Origin of the sequence: Streptomyces flavofungini (assembly GCF_030388665.1) — a bacterium.
Classification (GTDB): Bacteria; Actinomycetota; Actinomycetes; order Streptomycetales; family Streptomycetaceae; genus Streptomyces; species Streptomyces flavofungini_A.
In genome coordinates, this window is the sequence record NZ_CP128846.1 from 3,286,774 (window position 1) to 3,302,985 (window position 16,212).

Annotated in this window: 14 protein-coding genes; 5 read left to right on the forward strand and 9 right to left on the reverse strand. The window is 68.4% G+C overall.

Annotation, left to right across the window (positions count from 1 at the left end; translation table 11 throughout):
• Positions 1 to 61: 61 nt before the first annotated feature.
• Positions 62 to 1,690, reverse strand: a complete 1,629-nt coding sequence (locus QUY26_RS13115; protein WP_289946224.1) for a peptide ABC transporter substrate-binding protein — start codon at positions 1,688 to 1,690, stop codon at positions 62 to 64.
• A gap of 156 nt (positions 1,691 to 1,846) precedes the next feature.
• Between QUY26_RS13115 and QUY26_RS13120 the strand changes: the two genes are divergently transcribed.
• The 3 genes from QUY26_RS13120 to QUY26_RS13130 all read left to right on the forward strand — a co-directional run bounded on the left by QUY26_RS13120 (position 1,847) and on the right by QUY26_RS13130 (position 3,311).
• A complete protein-coding gene (locus QUY26_RS13120; protein WP_289946226.1) occupies positions 1,847 to 2,431 on the forward strand; it encodes a Uma2 family endonuclease in 585 nt (194 codons plus the stop codon).
• 197 nt (positions 2,432 to 2,628) lie between these two features.
• Positions 2,629 to 2,922, forward strand: a complete 294-nt coding sequence (locus tag QUY26_RS13125) for a hypothetical protein (RefSeq protein WP_289946229.1) — start codon at positions 2,629 to 2,631, stop codon at positions 2,920 to 2,922.
• On the forward strand, positions 2,919 to 3,311 hold the full coding sequence (locus QUY26_RS13130) for a hypothetical protein (protein ID WP_289946235.1): 393 nt from the start codon (positions 2,919 to 2,921) through the stop codon (positions 3,309 to 3,311). The genes QUY26_RS13125 and QUY26_RS13130 overlap by 4 nt, the downstream gene beginning before the upstream one ends.
• Before the next feature lie 33 nt (positions 3,312 to 3,344).
• Here QUY26_RS13130 and QUY26_RS13135 read toward each other — a convergent pair whose 3' ends face one another.
• The 8 genes from QUY26_RS13135 to QUY26_RS13170 all read right to left on the reverse strand — a co-directional run bounded on the left by QUY26_RS13135 (position 3,345) and on the right by QUY26_RS13170 (position 14,436).
• Positions 3,345 to 3,473: a hypothetical protein gene (locus tag QUY26_RS13135; protein WP_289946237.1), complete on the reverse strand. Its 129-nt coding sequence runs from the start codon at positions 3,471 to 3,473 to the stop codon at positions 3,345 to 3,347.
• A gap of 103 nt (positions 3,474 to 3,576) precedes the next feature.
• Complete coding sequence (locus tag QUY26_RS13140) at positions 3,577 to 4,743, reverse strand: ABC transporter ATP-binding protein (RefSeq protein WP_289946238.1); 1,167 nt, start codon at positions 4,741 to 4,743, stop codon at positions 3,577 to 3,579.
• Complete coding sequence (locus tag QUY26_RS13145) at positions 4,736 to 5,794, reverse strand: ABC transporter ATP-binding protein (protein ID WP_289946240.1); 1,059 nt, start codon at positions 5,792 to 5,794, stop codon at positions 4,736 to 4,738. Before QUY26_RS13145 ends, QUY26_RS13140 begins: the two co-directional genes overlap by 8 nt.
• An 11-nt stretch (positions 5,795 to 5,805) precedes the next feature.
• Positions 5,806 to 6,762, reverse strand: coding sequence for an ABC transporter permease (locus QUY26_RS13150; protein WP_289946245.1), 957 nt, complete (start codon positions 6,760 to 6,762; stop codon positions 5,806 to 5,808).
• Entirely contained in the window at positions 6,755 to 7,684 is a 930-nt protein-coding gene (locus QUY26_RS13155) for an ABC transporter permease (RefSeq protein ID WP_289946247.1), read from the reverse strand. The genes QUY26_RS13150 and QUY26_RS13155 overlap by 8 nt, the downstream gene beginning before the upstream one ends.
• Positions 7,685 to 7,772: 88 nt before the next feature.
• Complete coding sequence (locus QUY26_RS13160; protein ID WP_289946249.1) at positions 7,773 to 9,395, reverse strand: peptide ABC transporter substrate-binding protein; 1,623 nt, start codon at positions 9,393 to 9,395, stop codon at positions 7,773 to 7,775.
• 505 nt (positions 9,396 to 9,900) lie between these two features.
• Positions 9,901 to 11,808 carry a translational GTPase TypA gene (typA, locus tag QUY26_RS13165; RefSeq protein WP_289946251.1) on the reverse strand — a complete coding sequence of 636 codons (1,908 nt, stop codon included), beginning with the start codon at positions 11,806 to 11,808 and terminating at the stop codon, positions 9,901 to 9,903.
• A 222-nt stretch (positions 11,809 to 12,030) separates the two neighbouring features.
• The gene (locus QUY26_RS13170) at positions 12,031 to 14,436 is read right to left on the reverse strand and encodes an ABC transporter family substrate-binding protein (RefSeq protein ID WP_289946252.1); all 2,406 of its coding nucleotides are present in this window, start codon (positions 14,434 to 14,436) and stop codon (positions 12,031 to 12,033) included.
• Positions 14,437 to 14,999: 563 nt separating this feature from the next.
• Between QUY26_RS13170 and QUY26_RS13175 the strand changes: the two genes are divergently transcribed.
• Positions 15,000 to 15,320 carry a hypothetical protein gene (locus QUY26_RS13175; RefSeq protein WP_289946253.1) on the forward strand — a complete coding sequence of 107 codons (321 nt, stop codon included), beginning with the start codon at positions 15,000 to 15,002 and terminating at the stop codon, positions 15,318 to 15,320.
• Between the two features lie 45 nt (positions 15,321 to 15,365).
• A complete protein-coding gene (locus QUY26_RS13180) occupies positions 15,366 to 16,199 on the forward strand; it encodes a hypothetical protein (protein ID WP_289946254.1) in 834 nt (277 codons plus the stop codon).
• The last annotated feature ends 13 nt before the right edge of the window (positions 16,200 to 16,212 follow it).

Below are 16,212 nucleotides of genomic sequence, written 5' to 3' on the forward strand. Positions count from 1 at the left end.
CGCTCCAGGAGTAGCGGGAGCGGCCGCCCGGCGGGGGCGCCGAGCGGCCGCTCCACCGACGTCAGTTGACCTTGATCTCCTCGTACACCGGCACGCTGAACTGGTTCAGGGCGACGTCCGAGACCTTGTCCGAGTAGCCGGCGCTGCCGTTCTGGTACCAGAGCGGGATGGCGGGCATGTCCTTGGCGAGGATCTTCTCGGCGTCCTGGAACTTGCTGACGGCCTTGGCGGCGTCCGTCTCTCCGTTGGCCTCGTTGATGAGCTTGTCGAAGTCCTTGTTGGAGTACTTGCCGTCGTTGGACGAGGCGTCCGTGAAGTAGTTCGGCTCCAGGAAGTTCTGGATCAGCGGGTAGTCCATCTGCCAGCCCGCGCGCCAGGCCCCGTCGAGCTTCTGCTGGGACGCCTGGCTGCGGAAGTCGGCGAAGGTGCCGATGGGGTTGCCGACGCAGGCCTTGTCGTTGCCGAGGGCGCGGTTGATGGAGTTGCAGACGGCGTCCACCCACTCCTTGTGCGAACCGGTGTCCGCGTTGTACGAGATCTTGAGGGTGCCGCCGGGGATGCCCCCGCCCTCCTCGACGAGCTTCTTCGCCTCGGCCGCGTCGTACTTGCACAGGTCACCGCACACGCTGTCGCTGTAGCCGCCGTCCTCGCCGAGCACCGGCGAGGTCCAGTCCTTGGCGGGGGTGCGGGTCTTCTGGAAGATCGTGTCGGTGATCTGGTCACGGTTGATGGCCCGGGAGAGCCCCTGGCGGACCTTCTCCGCCCCCGCCTTGTCCCACTTCTCGTCGTAGAACGGGAAGGCGAGCGTCTGGATGATCCCGGCGGGGGTGTTGATGTACCGGTCCCCCAGGTCGCTCTTCACGTTCTTCAGCTGCGAGGCGGGCACGTCGTCGACGAGGTCCAGGTTCCCCGCCATGAGGTCCGTGTAGGCGGTGTTGTTGTCGGTGTAGACCTTGAGGTCGACCCCGCCGTTCTGCGCCTTGTCGTCCCCCTTGTAGTCGTCCCACTTCCTGAGCTCCATCTTGGAGCCCTTCTGGTACGACTTGATGGTGTACGGGCCGTTGCCGACGGGCTTGGACAGCCAGGCCTCGTGGTTGTCGAAGAAGGCCTTGGGCAGCGGCGCGAAGGAGGGGTAGCCGAGGGTCTCGGGCCAGGTGGAGAACTTCTGCGTGAGCTTCACGGTGAAGGTCTTGGAGTCGACGACCTTCAGCCCCGACAGGGTCTCCGCCGTCGCGTTCCCCTTCTCCGGGTGAACCTTGTCGTACCCCTCGATGTACCCGAAGAAGTAGGCGTTCTTCTGGTTGTTCTTCAGGTGCGCCCCGTAGTTCCACGCGTCGACGAACGACTTCGCGGTGACCGCCTCGCCGTTGCTGAACTTCCACCCGTCCTTGAGCTTCACGGTGAAGTTCTGCGAGTCCTTCGACTCGATGGACTCGGCGATCATGTCCTTGGCCTCGCCGGTCTTCGGGTCGTACCGCTTCAGCCCGCGGAAGACCATGTCCAGGACCTTGCCGCCCTGCACCTCGTTCGTGTTCGCGGGCTCCAGCGGGTTCTGCGGATCCCCCCAGGATGACCCCACGATCCCGGAGCCGTCGCCACCACCACCGCTGCTCCCACCCCCACAGGCCGTCGCCGCGAGTGCGACGGCCACCGCACCCGCGGCCCACTTGGCGTGCGTGGCTCCACGCATGGAGTGCCTCCTCGATCGCTCTGCGCGCCGACAGTGCGCGCGTTACCGCAAATATCACGGCAGAGCGGACGAACCGCACATTTAGCCCGGCCGTATGAGGAGGAGGCCATCCGGATGTACGCATGCGGCCCGGCGGGGCCTCGCTACGCTTCCCGCGTGGACTACGCGGAGATGCGCGCGATCGCCGAGGAGCTCGGGGCCTACGCCGAGCAGCTCGAGGGCTCCTGGAGCGTAGAGATCGGCCCTTCCGGGCCGATACTGGCCATGATGTGCCCGTCCAAGAGGCACGAGGGCACGGTCCGTCGAATCTGCAAACAACTCGACGAGCAGCTTCCAGCTACCCACCCCGGCTACATCTGCGCCAACGGCCCCGAGATCGAGCACCCCTCGATCGGCCGCATGCGCCGACCGGACGCCGTGGTGATCCCGGAGGCGGTGCTCGACGAGGAAGGCCTGGCCGTGGACGCCTCCCAGGTCCTGGCGGTCATCGAGATCGTCTCCCCCTCGACCTCGGAGAACGACTACGTCGGAAAGCTCGCCGACTACCCCGCGATGGGCATCGAGCACTACCTGATCGTCGACCCCAGGAAGGGCACCGTCGAGGTGCGCACCGAGCCGTGCGGGACGCACTACAGGAAGACGGAGCCCTACATCTTCGGCGACCAGGTCTCCCTGGGCCCCTGGACCATCGACACATCCGCCTTCCGGCGTTACGCGAAGCCGGGGCAAGCCGGGGGCTGAGTCACGCCTGGTCGCGTGCGCTCGCCTTGATGTGGTGGAGGAGCCCGCGCAGGGCGGCCGGGGTGGTCGTGGCCATCTCTGCGGGGCGGTCGCTCTCGCGGAGGCAAAGCGGCCTGGTTCAGCGTCTCCGCCAAGGAACGGGACGACGCACCATGAGCGGTGCACTCGGGGTGTACCAGCGGTGTACCGTCGAGCGTATGGCTGACTCCACCATCAAGGTGCCCGAGGAAACCCGCGATCATCTGGCCGCCCTCGCCAGAGAGCGCGGCACGACGATAGGAGCCTTGGTGGCCGCCCTCGCAGCCGAGCAGCTGACCGCCGAACAGTCCCGGGCTCGCGTAGCCGAGGCTCGCAAGGTGCTGCGCGAGCGCATGGGCGTCACGCTGACCGACGAGGAGTTCGACCGGACGCCGCACGCCCTCGACCGTGTCTACGAGGTCGCGGCGCAGAATGCCCAGGACACCTTGCGCGGCCGGAGCAATACCGCGTGATCATTCTGGACACCAGCGCCACTCTCGCCCTGGCACGGGGCCACGGCAAACTCTCGCGGGTGGCGGACAACGCGGCCGCATCGCCCTTCAGGCACCTCCTGGTCCCCGCGCTCTGCCTGCTGCAGGCAGAGATCGAGGACGCCGGGTCGGCAATGAGCGTGCTCGCCCTCCCCGGGGTCGAAGTGGAGCCGCTCGACACGGTCTCGTCGGTCACCGTCGCGACGATGGTCCGTGACGGTATGGGAGGCCCCGACACCTGCCATGCCTTGTACTTGTCCCTGCCCAGCCCCCAGCGCCCGGAGACGGACATCATCCTCACCGGCCGCGAGGACACCTACCCTCCGGGCGCCGTCACGGTGGACATCGACGACAAGCGGCTCGACGACTGAGCGGACAGGGGCAGGTGCAGGCCCGGACTCCGGCTAACCGTCCTCCGGGTCGGCCACCACCTCCACCACCGAGACCCACTTGCCGTTCCGCTCGGTCGTCACGCGCAGGCGTGAGCCGTCGCCGTCGGCGGTGCCCGACCAGTGGGGCGCTGATCGCCCCACGACTACGCCTGCTGACAGCGGTTAGCCGTGCTTGACCCACGCACACATGAGTTCGCCCCGCCGGACAGCAAGTCCTGCGGGGCGAACTCATGGCAACAAGACGCTATGCCGCGTGCACGACGTCCTTCTCCTCCGCGAAGTGGCACGCCGACTCGTGGGCGGCAGGAGTGTCCTGGCCGACGAAGCGCTCCGGGATCGCGAGCAGCGGGATCTCCTCCGCGCACTTGTCCTGCGCCTTCCAGCAGCGGGTGCGGAAGCGACAGCCGGACGGCGGGTTCGCCGGGGACGGGACGTCTCCGGTGAGGATGATGCGCTCGCGGCCCTCGCGGGCCTCCGGGTCGGGGACCGGGACGGCCGAGAGGAGCGCCTGCGTGTACGGGTGCGTCGGGTGGTCGTAGATCTGCTCGTCGGAGCCGATCTCCGCCATCTTGCCGAGGTACATCACGCCCACGCGGTCCGAGATGTGCCGGACAATCGACAGGTCGTGCGCGATGAAGAGGTAGGACAGGTTGAACTCGTCCTGGAGCTTCTCCATCAGGTTGATGACCTGGGCCTGGACGGACACGTCCAGGGCCGAGACCGGCTCGTCGCAGATGATGATCTCGGGGTTGAGCGCCAGGCCGCGCGCGATGCCGATGCGCTGGCGCTGACCGCCCGAGAACTGGTGCGGGTAGCGGTTGATGTACTCGGGGTTGAGGCCGACGACGTCGAGGAGCTCCTGGACCTTGCGGCGGCGGTCGCCCTTCGGCGCCACCTCCGGGTGGATCTCGAACGGCTCCCCGATGATGTCGCCCACTGTCATACGGGGGTTGAGCGAGGTGTACGGGTCCTGGAACACCATCTGGATGTTCCGGCGGACCGCCTTCAGCGCGCGCCCGGACAGCTTGGTGATGTCCTGGCCCTTGTAGAAGACCTCCCCGGCCGTGGCCTGCTCCAGGGTCATGAGCAGCTTGGCCACCGTCGACTTGCCGCAGCCCGACTCGCCCACGATGCCCAGCGTCTCGCCCTGGTAGAGGTCGAAGGAGATCCCGTCGACCGCCTTCACCGCACCGACCTGGCGCTTGACGATGACTCCCTGGGTGAGCGGGAAGTGCTTCACCAGGTTGCGCACCTGGAGGATCGGTTCGCCGCGCTCGACGGGGGCCTCGATGGCGGCCACCGCCTCCTCGGGCGTCTCCGCGTCGACCGCTTCCACCTCGGAGACGTTCGGCGTGGCGTCCGTCGGCTCGTCCGCCGGGGCGGATTTGGAGAGCTTGTTGGGCTCAGCCATGGATCGTCTCCTTCCAGAAGTGGCACGCGCTGCCGCGGCCCACGAGCTCCGCGCCGTCCCGCTCCGTGACGGGGACGAGCGGCGGGACCTCGGTACGGCAGATGTCCTGCGCCTTCGGGCAGCGCGGGTTGAACGCGCAACCGCTCGGGATCTTGAGCAGGTTGGGCGGCAGACCCTTGATCGCGTAGAGCTCCGAGCCCTTCTGGTCCAGGCGCGGGATCGAGTCGAGCAGACCCCGCGTGTAGGGGTGCGCCGGGCGCTTGTACAGCTCGTGCACCGGGGCCGTCTCCACGATCCGGCCCGCGTACATGACGGCGATCTTGTCCGCCACGTCCGCGACCACGCCGAGGTCATGGGTGATGAGGATCAGACCCATGTTGTACTCGCGCTGGAGCTCGGCGAGCAGGTCCATGACCTGTGCCTGGACCGTCACGTCGAGGGCCGTGGTCGGCTCGTCGGCGATGATCAGGTCCGGCTCCAGGGCGAGCGCCATCGCGATCATGATGCGCTGGCGCATACCGCCGGAGAACTGGTGCGGGTAGTCGCTCACGCGCTGCTTGGCGGCCGGGATCTTCACCCGGTCCATGAGCTCGACGGCCTTGGCCTTGGCTTCCTTGCGGCTCAGGCCCTCGTGCACCCGGAACATCTCGCCGAGCTGGTAGCCGACGGAGAGCACCGGGTTCAGGGACGACAGCGCGTCCTGGAAGATCATCGCGATCTTGCGTCCGCGGATCTTCCTGCGCTCCTCGTTGGACAACTTGAGCATGTCCTGGCCCCGGAAGACGATCTCGCCCTGCGGGATCTTTCCGGGCGGCATGTCGAGGATGCCCATGATGGCCTGCGCGGTCACGGACTTGCCCGAGCCGGACTCGCCGAGCACGGCGAGCGTCTCGCCCGCGTCCACGCTGTAGTTGACGCCGTTGACGGCCTTGACCACTCCGTCGCGGGTGTGGAACTCGACGTGCAGGTCCTTCACGTCGAGCAGCCGGCCGCTCTTTTCCCCGCCCGAGCGGGGGGCGGGGACGTCCGCGGGTTTGTCGATGATGGTCACGTACGCCTCCCTCAGCGCAGCTTCGGGTCGAGGGCTTCGCGGACCGCGTCGCCGAGCATGATGAACGCCAGCACGGTGATGCTGAGCATTCCGGCGGGGAAGATCAGCGTGTGCGGGTTGTTCCGGATGTCCTGCGTCGCGGTGGAGATGTCGTCACCCCAGGACACGGCGTCACTGCCGAAGCCGAGGCCCAGGTACGACAGCGTCGACTCCGCGACGATGTACGTGCCGAGGGCGATGGTCGCGACGACGATGACTGGGGCGACGGCGTTCGGCAGCACGTGCCGGAACAGGATCCGCTTGGTGCCCGCGCCGAGGGCCTTGGCCGCCATCACGTAGTCCGCGTGCTTGGTCGTGATGACCGCGCCGCGCATGACGCGCGCGATCTGCGTCCAGCCGAGGAACGCGAGCGCACCGGTGATCACCCACACGTCGCGGTCGGTGAAGGCGTTCAGGATGACCATCGCGCCGAGCAGGAACGGAATGCCGAAGAACACGTCGGTGATCCGGGACAGCAGGCTGTCCCAGAAGCCGCCGAAGTAGCCCGCCAGCATGCCGACCAGACCGCCGAATACGGTGACGAGCAGGGTCACGCCGAGGCCAACCATCACGGAGTTGCGGGCGCCGAAGACGACGCGGGCGTAGATGCTGCGCCCCTGCCGGTCGTACCCGAACCAGTCCTCCTGGAAGAAGTGGGTCAGGTTCGGCGAACCGAGGAAGTGATTCGTCAGGTCACCGGTGCCCGGATCGGCGCTCGTGAACAGGCCGGGGAAAGCCGAGACGAGGAGCACGAGGAGGATCAGCAGGCCGGACACGACGAACAGCGGCCTGCGGCGCAGGTCCCGCCAGGCGTCGCCCCAGAGACTGCGGGCTCCGCCCACCTCTCCGGCTTCGGCGGCCTTGCCGCTCGGCGGCGCGAGCGCCACCTCTGGCTCGTCCGCGGCCGGGGTCTTCATCAGGTCAGGCATAACGGATCCTCGGGTCCAGGACCGCGTAGAGCAGGTCGACGAGCAGGCTGGCGAGGAGGTACACGAGGACGAGGACAGTCACGATGCCCACGATGATCGCGCCCTCACGCCGGGCGATCCCCGTGTACAGCAGGTTACCCACGCCCGTCACGTTGAAGATGCCCTCGGTGATCACCGCGCCGCCCATCAGGGCGCCGATGTCCGTGCCGAGGTAAGTGACCACGGGGATCAGGGAGTTGCGCAGCAGGTGCCGGGAGATGATGCGGCGTCTCGGCAGGCCCTTGGCGACGGCGGTGCGCATGTAGTCCGCCGAACGGTTCTCCTTGATGGAGGTACGGGTCAGCCGGGCCACGTAGGCGAGGCCGACGAGGCCGAGCACGAGCGCCGGCAGCATCAGCTGCTGGAAGTTCTCCGAGTCCTGCACGGTCGGTTTCACCCAGCCGAGTTCGTTGCCGAAGATCAGCTGGAAGCCGAGACCGAACACGAAGATCGGGACGGAGATCACCAGGAGCGTGAAGAACGTCACGGTGGTGTCGATGATCCGGCCGCGCCGCACACCGGCGATCACACCGAGGGTGATGCCGACGACGAGCTCGAACGTCCAGGCCATCGCGGCGAGCCGTATGGAGACCGGGAACGCCTGCGTGATCTCGTCGAGGATGGGCCGGTTACCGGCGATGGTGTTGCCGAAGTCGCCCTGGAACAGGCCCTTCATGTAGTGCAGATACTGCTCCCAGAGGGGCAGGTCCAGACCCCGGTCGTGCTTGATCTGCGCGACCTGCGCGGGGTCCGGCGGCTTGTCTCCCCACAGCGCCTTGACCGGGTCACCCGGGAGGGCGTTCACCATCAGGAAGATCAGCAGGGTGGTCCCGATGAAGACCGGGATCATCTGGAGCAGTCGCCTCGCGACGTAGCGCCCCATAGTGGTGCCTCCGTCCATTGCGGAGCCGCCCGGAAGCGACGCCCGGGATCTCCGGGCGTCGCTTCACGGTGCGGAACTCCGGCGACTGCTACTTCTCGAAGACCTCGACGTCGGACAGAATCGGGTCGCCTGCCTGGTCGAACTCGATCTTCTTGACGTTGTTCGAGTAGGCGGAGAGCGTCTTGTTGTACCAGAGCGGGATGCCCGGGAAGCTGTTGACCAGCTCCTTCTCGGCCTTCTGGTACAGCTCGGCGGACTCGTCGATCGTCTTGGCCTTGTCGGCCTCAGCGGTCAGCTTGTCGAACTTCGGGTCCGAGAAGCCTCCCTTGTTGCCGTCGACGCCGGTGCCGTAGAGGTCGGCGAGGAAGTTGCCGTTGAACGGGTAGTCGAGCACCCAGCCGGAGCGGTACATCGACTTGACCTTCTTCTGGTCACGGATCTCCGTGTCGGCCGCGAAGTCCGTCACCGCGTCGCCGGTGCACTTGACACCGGTGGCCTTGGTGATGGAGTTGCAGACCGCGACGACCCAGTCCTTGTGCGGCTGGTCGGCGTTGTACTGGATCTGGATCTTGTTGCCCGGGACACCGCCGCCGGCCTCGATGGACGCCTTGGCGGCCTTCGGGTCGAACTTGCAGAACTTGCCGCAGGCGTCGTCCTGGTAGCCCTTGACGCCCTTGGCGACCCAGCCGGTCGCGGACTCACGGGTGCCGTAGAACACCGTCTTGGCGATGGTGTCGCGGTCGATCGCCATCGACAGGCCCTGGAGGACCTTGATGTCGGTCTTCTTCCACTGCGGCTGGTAGAAGGCGAAGTTGACCGTGTTGAGCGCCGAGTAGTCGGAGACGATGGCGCGGTCACCGAAGTCGTTCTTGAAGTTGGCGAGCTCGCTGTTCGGCACGATCGGCATCGTGTCGACGTTGTCCGACTTCAGGTCGGCGTAGGCCGCCGTGTCCTTGGTGTAGGCCTTGAAGTCGATGCCGCCGTTCTTCGGCTTGTCCTCGCCCTTGTAGCCGGGCCAGGTGCGCACCGAGATCAGCTTCTTGCGGTCCCACTTGGCGAACTTGTAGGGACCGTTGCCGACGGGGGCCTCGCCGTACTTCTTCGGGTCCTTCAGGGCGGCCGCGGGCAGCGGGAAGAAGGGCTTGTAGACCAGCTTGTACTGGTAGTACGGGATGCCGTTCTTCAGCGTGATGGTGAAGGTGTTCTCATCGACGACCTTCAGGCCGGACATGGCCTTCTTCTTGGCCTTGCCCTTGGCCGGGTGGACGTCGTCGTAGCCGACGATGTCGCGGTACCAGGCGCTGTTCTGCTGGCCGTTGGCCGGGTCCGCGGCCCAGTTCCAGGCGTCCACGTACGACTTCGCCGTGACCGGCGTGTTGTCGTGGAACTTCCAGCCCTTCTTGAGCTTGACGGTCCACACCTTGTTCGCCTTGTCGGGCGTGACCGACTCGGCGTTCTCGTAGGTGATGTTGCCCTGCTTGTCGTAGTGGACAAGCCCCGTGAAGAGCGCGTCGATGACGACGCTGCCGTACGCCTCCATGGTGTTGGAGGGCTGCAGCAGGTTCTGCGGCTCACCGTTGGCGTAGCTGACGATCCCCTTCGGGTCGACCTTGCCGCTGCCCTTGTCGTCGTCGCCGCCACCACAGGCAGTAGCGGTAAGCGCCACAACACCGGCTATGGCGACCCACTTGGCGCTCTTGGCACCACGCATGGGGTTCCTCCTCATGAGTCCACTTGTTCACTACGAGAGGGGGTACGCAGAGCAGCGCCGCCACCCCTGACGGCGAAGATCGAGTACCCCAGTGTGCTCGTGAGTCGGCGCTCCCCACAGCGCGTGACCCATTGACCCGAGCTATACGCGGTCAACTATTAGCCATGAGGTACGGCCCGACCACACCCTTTTGGTCTCGGTTCAATCACACCTGACACGTACAACTTCCAAAATCCGGACAAACCGATCCCAGATAGATGGTTGCGAAACGGACGTGTTACACATCTAACGGTCAAGTGGGTCCGCATACCGGACAGATCGCGGGTGAAAACCGGTTGCCAGGCGACCGTCGACGGCCCCCCGGGGTCGACGCGCGTCACCTCGCAACCGTATCGCCCGCCGCGACGCGAGAGGCCGGTTTCCCCGCACACGTCGTGTGCGGGGAAACCGGCCTCAGCGACCGAGGGGGCGCGGGGCTCGGCAGGCCGAGCCCCGCCCGCGTGGCTCAGCTGTGCTTGGCGCGCGAAGCCGTGCGGCCGCGCTCCTTCTGGTCCAGGACGACCTTGCGGATGCGCACGGCCTCCGGGGTCACCTCGACGCACTCGTCGTCGCGGCAGAACTCCAGGGACTGCTCCAGGGAGAGCTTGCGCGGCGGGACGATCGCCTCGAATGAGTCGGCCGAGGAGGAGCGCATGTTGGTGAGCTTCTTCTCCTTGGTGATGTTCACGTCCATGTCGTCGGAGCGCGAGTTCTCGCCGACGATCATGCCCTCGTACACCTCGGTGCCGGGCTCGGTGAACAGCACGCCGCGCTCCTGGAGGTTCGTCATCGCGAACGCGGTGACGGCGCCGGCGCGGTCGGCGACCAGGGAGCCGTTGTTACGGGTCGTCAGCGTGCCGAACCACGGCTCGTGGCCTTCGTGGATGGAGTGCGCGATGCCCGTACCGCGGGTGTTGGTCAGGAACTCCGTACGGAAGCCGATGAGGCCGCGGGACGGGACGACGAACTCCATGCGCACCCAGCCGGAGCCGTGGTTGGACATGTTGTCCATGCGGCCCTTGCGGACGCCCATGAGCTGCGTGACCGCGCCCATGTGCTCCTCGGGCACGTCGATGGTCATGCGCTCGACGGGCTCGTACGTCTTGCCGTCGACCTCCTTGGTGACCACCTGCGGCTTGCCGATGGTCATCTCGAAGCCCTCGCGGCGCATCTGCTCGACCAGGATGGCGAGCGCCAGCTCGCCGCGGCCCTGCACCTCCCAGGCGTCGGGGCGCGCGGTGTCGAGGACCCGCAGCGAGACGTTGCCGATCAGCTCGCGGTCCAGGCGGTCCTTGACCTGGCGGGCGGTCACCTTGCGGTCCTTGACGGCCGCCTTCGCGTCCGCGCCCTTGCCGGTGCCGCCGCGGCCGACCAGCGGCGAGGTGTTCGTGCCGATGGTCATGGAGATCGCGGGCTCGTCGACCGTGATCAGCGGGAGCGCGATCGGGTTCTCGGGGTCGGCGAGGGTCTCGCCGATCATGATGTCCGGGATGCCGGCGACGGCGCAGATGTCGCCGGGCCCGGCGACCTCCGCGGGCTTGCGGGTGAGCGCCTCGGTCATCATCAGCTCGGTGATGCGGACGTTGGCGATCGAGCCGTCGCGCTTGATCCAGGCCACGGTCTGGCCCTTGCGCAGCTCGCCCTGCTCGACGCGGAGCAGCGCGATGCGGCCGAGGAAGTTGTCGGCGTCCAGGTTGGTGACGTGGGCCTGGAGCGGCGCGGTCTCGTCGTACTCGGGGGCCGGGACGTGCTCCAGGAGCGTGGTGAAGAACGGCTCCAGGTTCGTGCTGTCGGCCGGGACGGTGCCGTCCTCCGGCTTCGTCAGCGAGGCCACGCCGTCACGGCCGCAGGCGTAGACGATGGGGAACTCGATCTGGTCCTCGTCGGCGTCCAGGTCGAGGAAGAGGTCGTACGTCTCGTTCACGACCTCGTCGATGCGCGAGTCCGGACGGTCCGTCTTGTTGATGCAGAGGATGACGGGCAGGCGCTGCATCAGGGCCTTGCGGAGCACGAAGCGGGTCTGCGGCAGCGGGCCCTCGGAGGCGTCGACGAGGAGGACGACCGCGTCCACCATCGACAGACCGCGCTCGACCTCGCCGCCGAAGTCGGCGTGGCCGGGGGTGTCGATGATGTTGATCGTGATCGGGTCGCCACCGTCCTTCGGGTGGTACTTGACCGCGGTGTTCTTGGCCAGGATCGTGATGCCCTTCTCACGCTCCAGGTCGTTGCTGTCCATCATGCGGTCGTCGAGGGACTCGGCGGCGTGCGCGGCGAAGGCGCCCGCCTGCTTGAGCATGGCGTCGACGATGGTCGTCTTGCCGTGGTCGACGTGGGCGACGATGGCGACGTTACGGATGTCGTGGCGCGTGGGCATGCGAGGTGCGCTTCTCCCGGGAGGCTTGGACGGCGGCGCGTACGTCCATTTCGTACGCGTGCCCTGCCGGGCAGACGTGCCACGGCCTTACCCCATCCTACGGTGCCTCGCCGGGGGCGGCTTGTCGGGCTCCTCGGCGGCACCGGAACGAAGGGTTCCGCCAGGCCGGGGGCGCCGTGGTCGCGGCCTCCGGCCCGGCTCGTCCCCGGGTGCCGGGCGGGCTCAATCCTGCTTCGGCCGCGCGCCCGCCTTCGCTCCCGGCTTCAGGAAGCCCATGTCCTGGTAGACCGGGGTCTCGAAGCCGAAGGCGCCCGCGTTCGCGAGGTCGGTGCGGGCCGCCACCAGTTGGGGGCGCTGATAGAGGGGGACGGAGCCCGCCGCCGCCCAGATGCGGGCGTCGACCTTCTTGACCAGGGAGCGGTTCTCGGACTCGTCCAGCTCGCTCACCGCCTGGTCGAACAGCTGATCGATGTGGTCGGTGCCGACCCGGGTGTAGTTCTGCTCGACGTTCAGGGAGCCGTCCGCCGCGGGCACCGGCTTGGCGAAGATCGGGCGGGCGTCGGTCGCGGGGAACGCGGACGCGGGCCAGGAGTACAGCGCCAGGTCGTACTGGCCGGACGCGATGTGGTCCTTGAAGTAGCTGTCGTCGGCGACCTTGGCGATCTCCGTGCGCACCCCGACGCGCTGCAGCATCCGCGAGATCCGCTCGGCGACCCCGCGCAGCGACTCCGAGCCCGGCCCGGAGGGGAGCACGAAGCGCAGCGTGAGCGCCTTGCCGTCCTTGGCCAGCGGTCCCGCCGCGGCACCCTTGGCGGCCTTGGGGGCGGCGGTGCCCTTGGGGGCGTACGCACCCGGGGCGCCGCCTTGGGCCTGCTTCTTCGCCTGCTGCTTGGCGTGGCCGCCGGGGTCCTTCTTCTGCTCCTTGTCGGCCTCGCGGCGCGCGGTGAGGGCGTCGGCCTGGCGCATCAGGACGGACTGCTGGTACGCGGCGGCGCGGGCGGGGCCGAGGAGGGCGGCGGTGCGGGGGTCGCCGGGCTTCTGGTCGTCCTCGCCGACGATGTAGGTGCCGTCGTCGGAGTCCGAGTCCGAGCCGGAGCCCCTGTCCGAGCCGGAGTCGGCGTTCGAGCCGGAGGCGGAGTCGCTCTCGGAGGCCTCCGATCCCGCGTCACCTCCGTCGCCGCCCTTCTTCTTGCTCTCGCCCTCCTCCTTGTCCCCCTTGTCCCCCTTCTCCCCCGTCTCCTTGCCCTTCTCCTTGAGCGGGCCGCCCGGGGTCCAGCCCGCGTCGGCGAGGAGGGCGGAGGCCTCCGCGGTGTCCTGGTCGCCGAGGGCGCCGCTGTTGTCGGCGTAGGCGTCCTGACCGGCGAGGGCGAGGTGGCTGCCGACGGGCTCGGCGGGCAGGCCGAGGGGCTTCAGAACCGTTTTTGCGAGTTCGTCGCGGTTCAGGGCGCGGGCGACGGCGCGGCGGACGCGGTCGTCGGCGAGGGGGCCCTCGGAGCCGTTGAGGGCGAGCTGGGTGTAGGCGGGTTCGAGGGACTTGCGGACCTCGTAGCCGCGCAGCCCCGACTGTTCCTCGGCGTACCGCTCGACGGCCTTGCGGTTCTTCTCGCGAGCCCGCTGCTCGATGTCCGCGGCCTCCTCGTCGGAGCCGTGGGCGCGGGCCCAGGAGCGCAGGGCGGCGGCCGGGGTGAGGGCGGCGCCGGGGCCGTGGGCGAGCGGGCCCCGGGCGCCCTTGTCGCGGGCGGCGAGGGCGATGCGGCCCGCCTCGTCGGCGTCGACCTCGGCGAGGTCGACCTTGCCCGCGGCGAGGGCGGCGGCGCGCTTGCCGCGGGGGACCTCGCGCAGGACCAGCTTGTCGAGCTTGGCGGGGCTGCCCCACCAGCGGGCGCTGCGCCGCAGGGTCAGCTCGCCGTCGGCGCGGTCGACGCCCTTCAGGGTGAAGGGGCCCGCGGTGACCTTGAGCTTGGTCCGGGCGCCGTCGTTGAAGGAGTCCGGGGTGCCCATGACGTCCTTCGGGTACAGCGGGGAGAACAGGGAGCGCCAGTCCGCGTAGGGCTTGGCGAAGGTGACGCGCACCTCCAGGTTGTTGGCGCCGCGTTCGATCTTGCCGATGCGGTCGTAGCCGGCGTTGCGGGCCGTCCAGTACGCGCTGTCCTTGCCGGAGAGGGCACGCCACTGGGCGGCGAAGTCGTCGGCGCCGATCTCGCGGCCGTCGCTCCACACCGCCTGCTGGTTCAGCTTGTAGAGCACGACCTGCTGGGGCTCGCGCTCGACGACCTTCGCGGACTCCAGGAAGTCGGCGTCGACCTGGGGACGGCCGCGGGAGTCGAGGCGGAACATCGACGGGAGTACGGCGCCTGCGACGCGGGTGGTGGCCTCGTCGGCGTCGGACTGGAAGGAGTTGAAGGTCTCGGGGAGGGCGTCCACGGCCCACTTCAGCGAGCCGCCGTCGGCGATCCGGTCCCGGGCCGCGGGGGCGATGTCCTGCCCGGCCGTCGGGGCGCTCGACTCCTCGCCCGAGCCGCACCCCGTGAGGGCGGGCAGCGCGAGGACTCCGGCGGCGAGGAACACGGCGGATCGGGCCGTGGCCGCCGGGCGGACCGGTCGCGGCCTGGCGCGGTCGAGGGGCATGACGGGTACCTCCGGGGGTTGCCCGTGCGGGGTGCACGTTTGGCGGTATCACGGGGGAAATATGGAGTTGATCACACGTATGCCATCCACTGAACGGGACGGAGTTCCGGCGGGGGCGCCGACACGACGGGGTGCCCCACGCAAGCCACCCGTGCGGCGCAACGGGCCTGCGGCCGCGGCTGCCTCACCCCGGTCGGTCCGGCCCGACGGGTCTTTGGCCGTGAGCCGGCGTGGCCCCGATCGCGCCGCGCGCCCGCCCTCAGACGCCGGGCGGGCTTTCTCCCACCCGCCCGCCGAACTCGACCGGACCACCACGGGACGCGCTGCGGGCCATTTTGAGCCCGTCCGGCGATCGAGTACGAGCGCGGAGCGCGATCGGGGGCGCCCCGGCGCACAGCCGGAGAACCCCAGCCCCCGGGCGCCCCCGTCCGACCAGGCGCCCCGCCAGAGGCCTCACTCGGAGGGGGCGAATCCACGCACATGGGTTCCCAACACGGGATGTGAGGAGCGACACTCTCAGGCGCATGAGCGTTGCCACCGCACCTGTGAAGTGAGGGCAAGTCATGGCTCTGCACGATGATCTGACGGCCATTCAGCGCTGCGTGGACGACCTGGTCCGCACCGTGGGCAAGATCGAGCAGCGCACCGACACGGAACTCGCGGGCGTCGACTTCCGCCGCGTCCGCATGGACACCGAGCACCTGCGCGAGAGCGTCGCCCTGCTGCGCGCCGCCGCCACCTCCGCCGCGCCGCCACCCTCCCCGCCCGCACCCCCGAAGACCCGCCCCGAGCTGGTCACCATCCCGGACACGCCGTACGACCGATCCCTGTGGACGGACTCGGACGACGAGGGGCTGGGCGCCCGCGACCGCCGAGCGCCCTAGCGGCCCCCGCGACAATCCGCCCGTCGACGAAGGAGTGGAGCCTCGTTGGCCACTGGCACGGAACCCCATCTGAAGAAGGGCACGGGCCCCGGCGGCGTACGGCACGGCACGCGCGCCGCCATCACCGCTGCCCATTTGCGGACGGACCGCTGGTGGCTGCAGCCCGCCGCGACCGCCGCCGGACTGTTCGCCTTCGTCGTGTACTCGACGTGGCGGGCGTTCGCGAACGCCGACTACTACGAGGCGCCCTACGTCTCGCCGTTCTACTCCCCGTGCATCGCGGAGAATTGCGAGCCCATGAAGAACGGGCCCAACTGGGAGATCTTCGGCAGCTGGTGGGGCCTCTCCCCCGCGCTGCTCATTCTCGTCTTCCCACTGGGTTTCCGCCTCACCTGCTACTACTACCGCAAGGCGTACTACCGCGGCTTCTGGGCGTCACCGCCCGCCTGCGCGGTGGCGGAACCGCACGCGAAGTACACGGGCGAGACGCGTTTCCCGCTGATCCTGCAGAACATCCACCGGTACTTCTTCTACGCGGCGGTTCCGGTCGCGGGCATCCTCACGTACGACACCGTCCTCACCTTCCGCAACGAGGACTACGAGTGGGGGCACATGGGGCTCGGCACCCTCGTGTTCCTGGTGAACATCACGCTCATCTGGGCGTACACGCTCTCCTGCCACTCCTGCCGGCACATCGTCGGCGGCAAGCTCAAGCACTTCTCCAAGCATCCGGTGCGCTATCGGATGTGGCGCTGGGTCGGCTGGCTGAACGGCCGTCACATGCTGCTCGCCTGGGCGTCGTTGATCAGCGTCGCGCTCGCCGATTTCTACGTGTATCTGATCGCTTCGGGTGCTTTCGATGATCCGACCCTCTTCTAGCAGAGCAAAGGGT

Excerpts from the sequence above, each read along its gene's own strand:
- QUY26_RS13115 (WP_289946224.1), bottom strand. The coding sequence starts at position 1,690 with ATGCGTGGAGCCACGCACGCCAAGTGGGCCGCGGGTGCGGTGGCCGTC.
- QUY26_RS13125 (WP_289946229.1), top strand. The coding sequence starts at position 2,629 with ATGGCTGACTCCACCATCAAGGTGCCCGAGGAAACCCGCGATCATCTG.
- QUY26_RS13140 (WP_289946238.1), bottom strand. The coding sequence starts at position 4,743 with ATGGCTGAGCCCAACAAGCTCTCCAAATCCGCCCCGGCGGACGAGCCG.
- QUY26_RS13150 (WP_289946245.1), bottom strand. The coding sequence starts at position 6,762 with ATGCCTGACCTGATGAAGACCCCGGCCGCGGACGAGCCAGAGGTGGCG.
- QUY26_RS13155 (WP_289946247.1), bottom strand. The coding sequence starts at position 7,684 with ATGGGGCGCTACGTCGCGAGGCGACTGCTCCAGATGATCCCGGTCTTC.
- QUY26_RS13160 (WP_289946249.1), bottom strand. The coding sequence starts at position 9,395 with ATGCGTGGTGCCAAGAGCGCCAAGTGGGTCGCCATAGCCGGTGTTGTG.
- typA (WP_289946251.1), bottom strand. The coding sequence starts at position 11,808 with ATGCCCACGCGCCACGACATCCGTAACGTCGCCATCGTCGCCCACGTC.
- QUY26_RS13170 (WP_289946252.1), bottom strand. The coding sequence starts at position 14,436 with ATGCCCCTCGACCGCGCCAGGCCGCGACCGGTCCGCCCGGCGGCCACG.
- QUY26_RS13175 (WP_289946253.1), top strand. The coding sequence starts at position 15,000 with ATGGCTCTGCACGATGATCTGACGGCCATTCAGCGCTGCGTGGACGAC.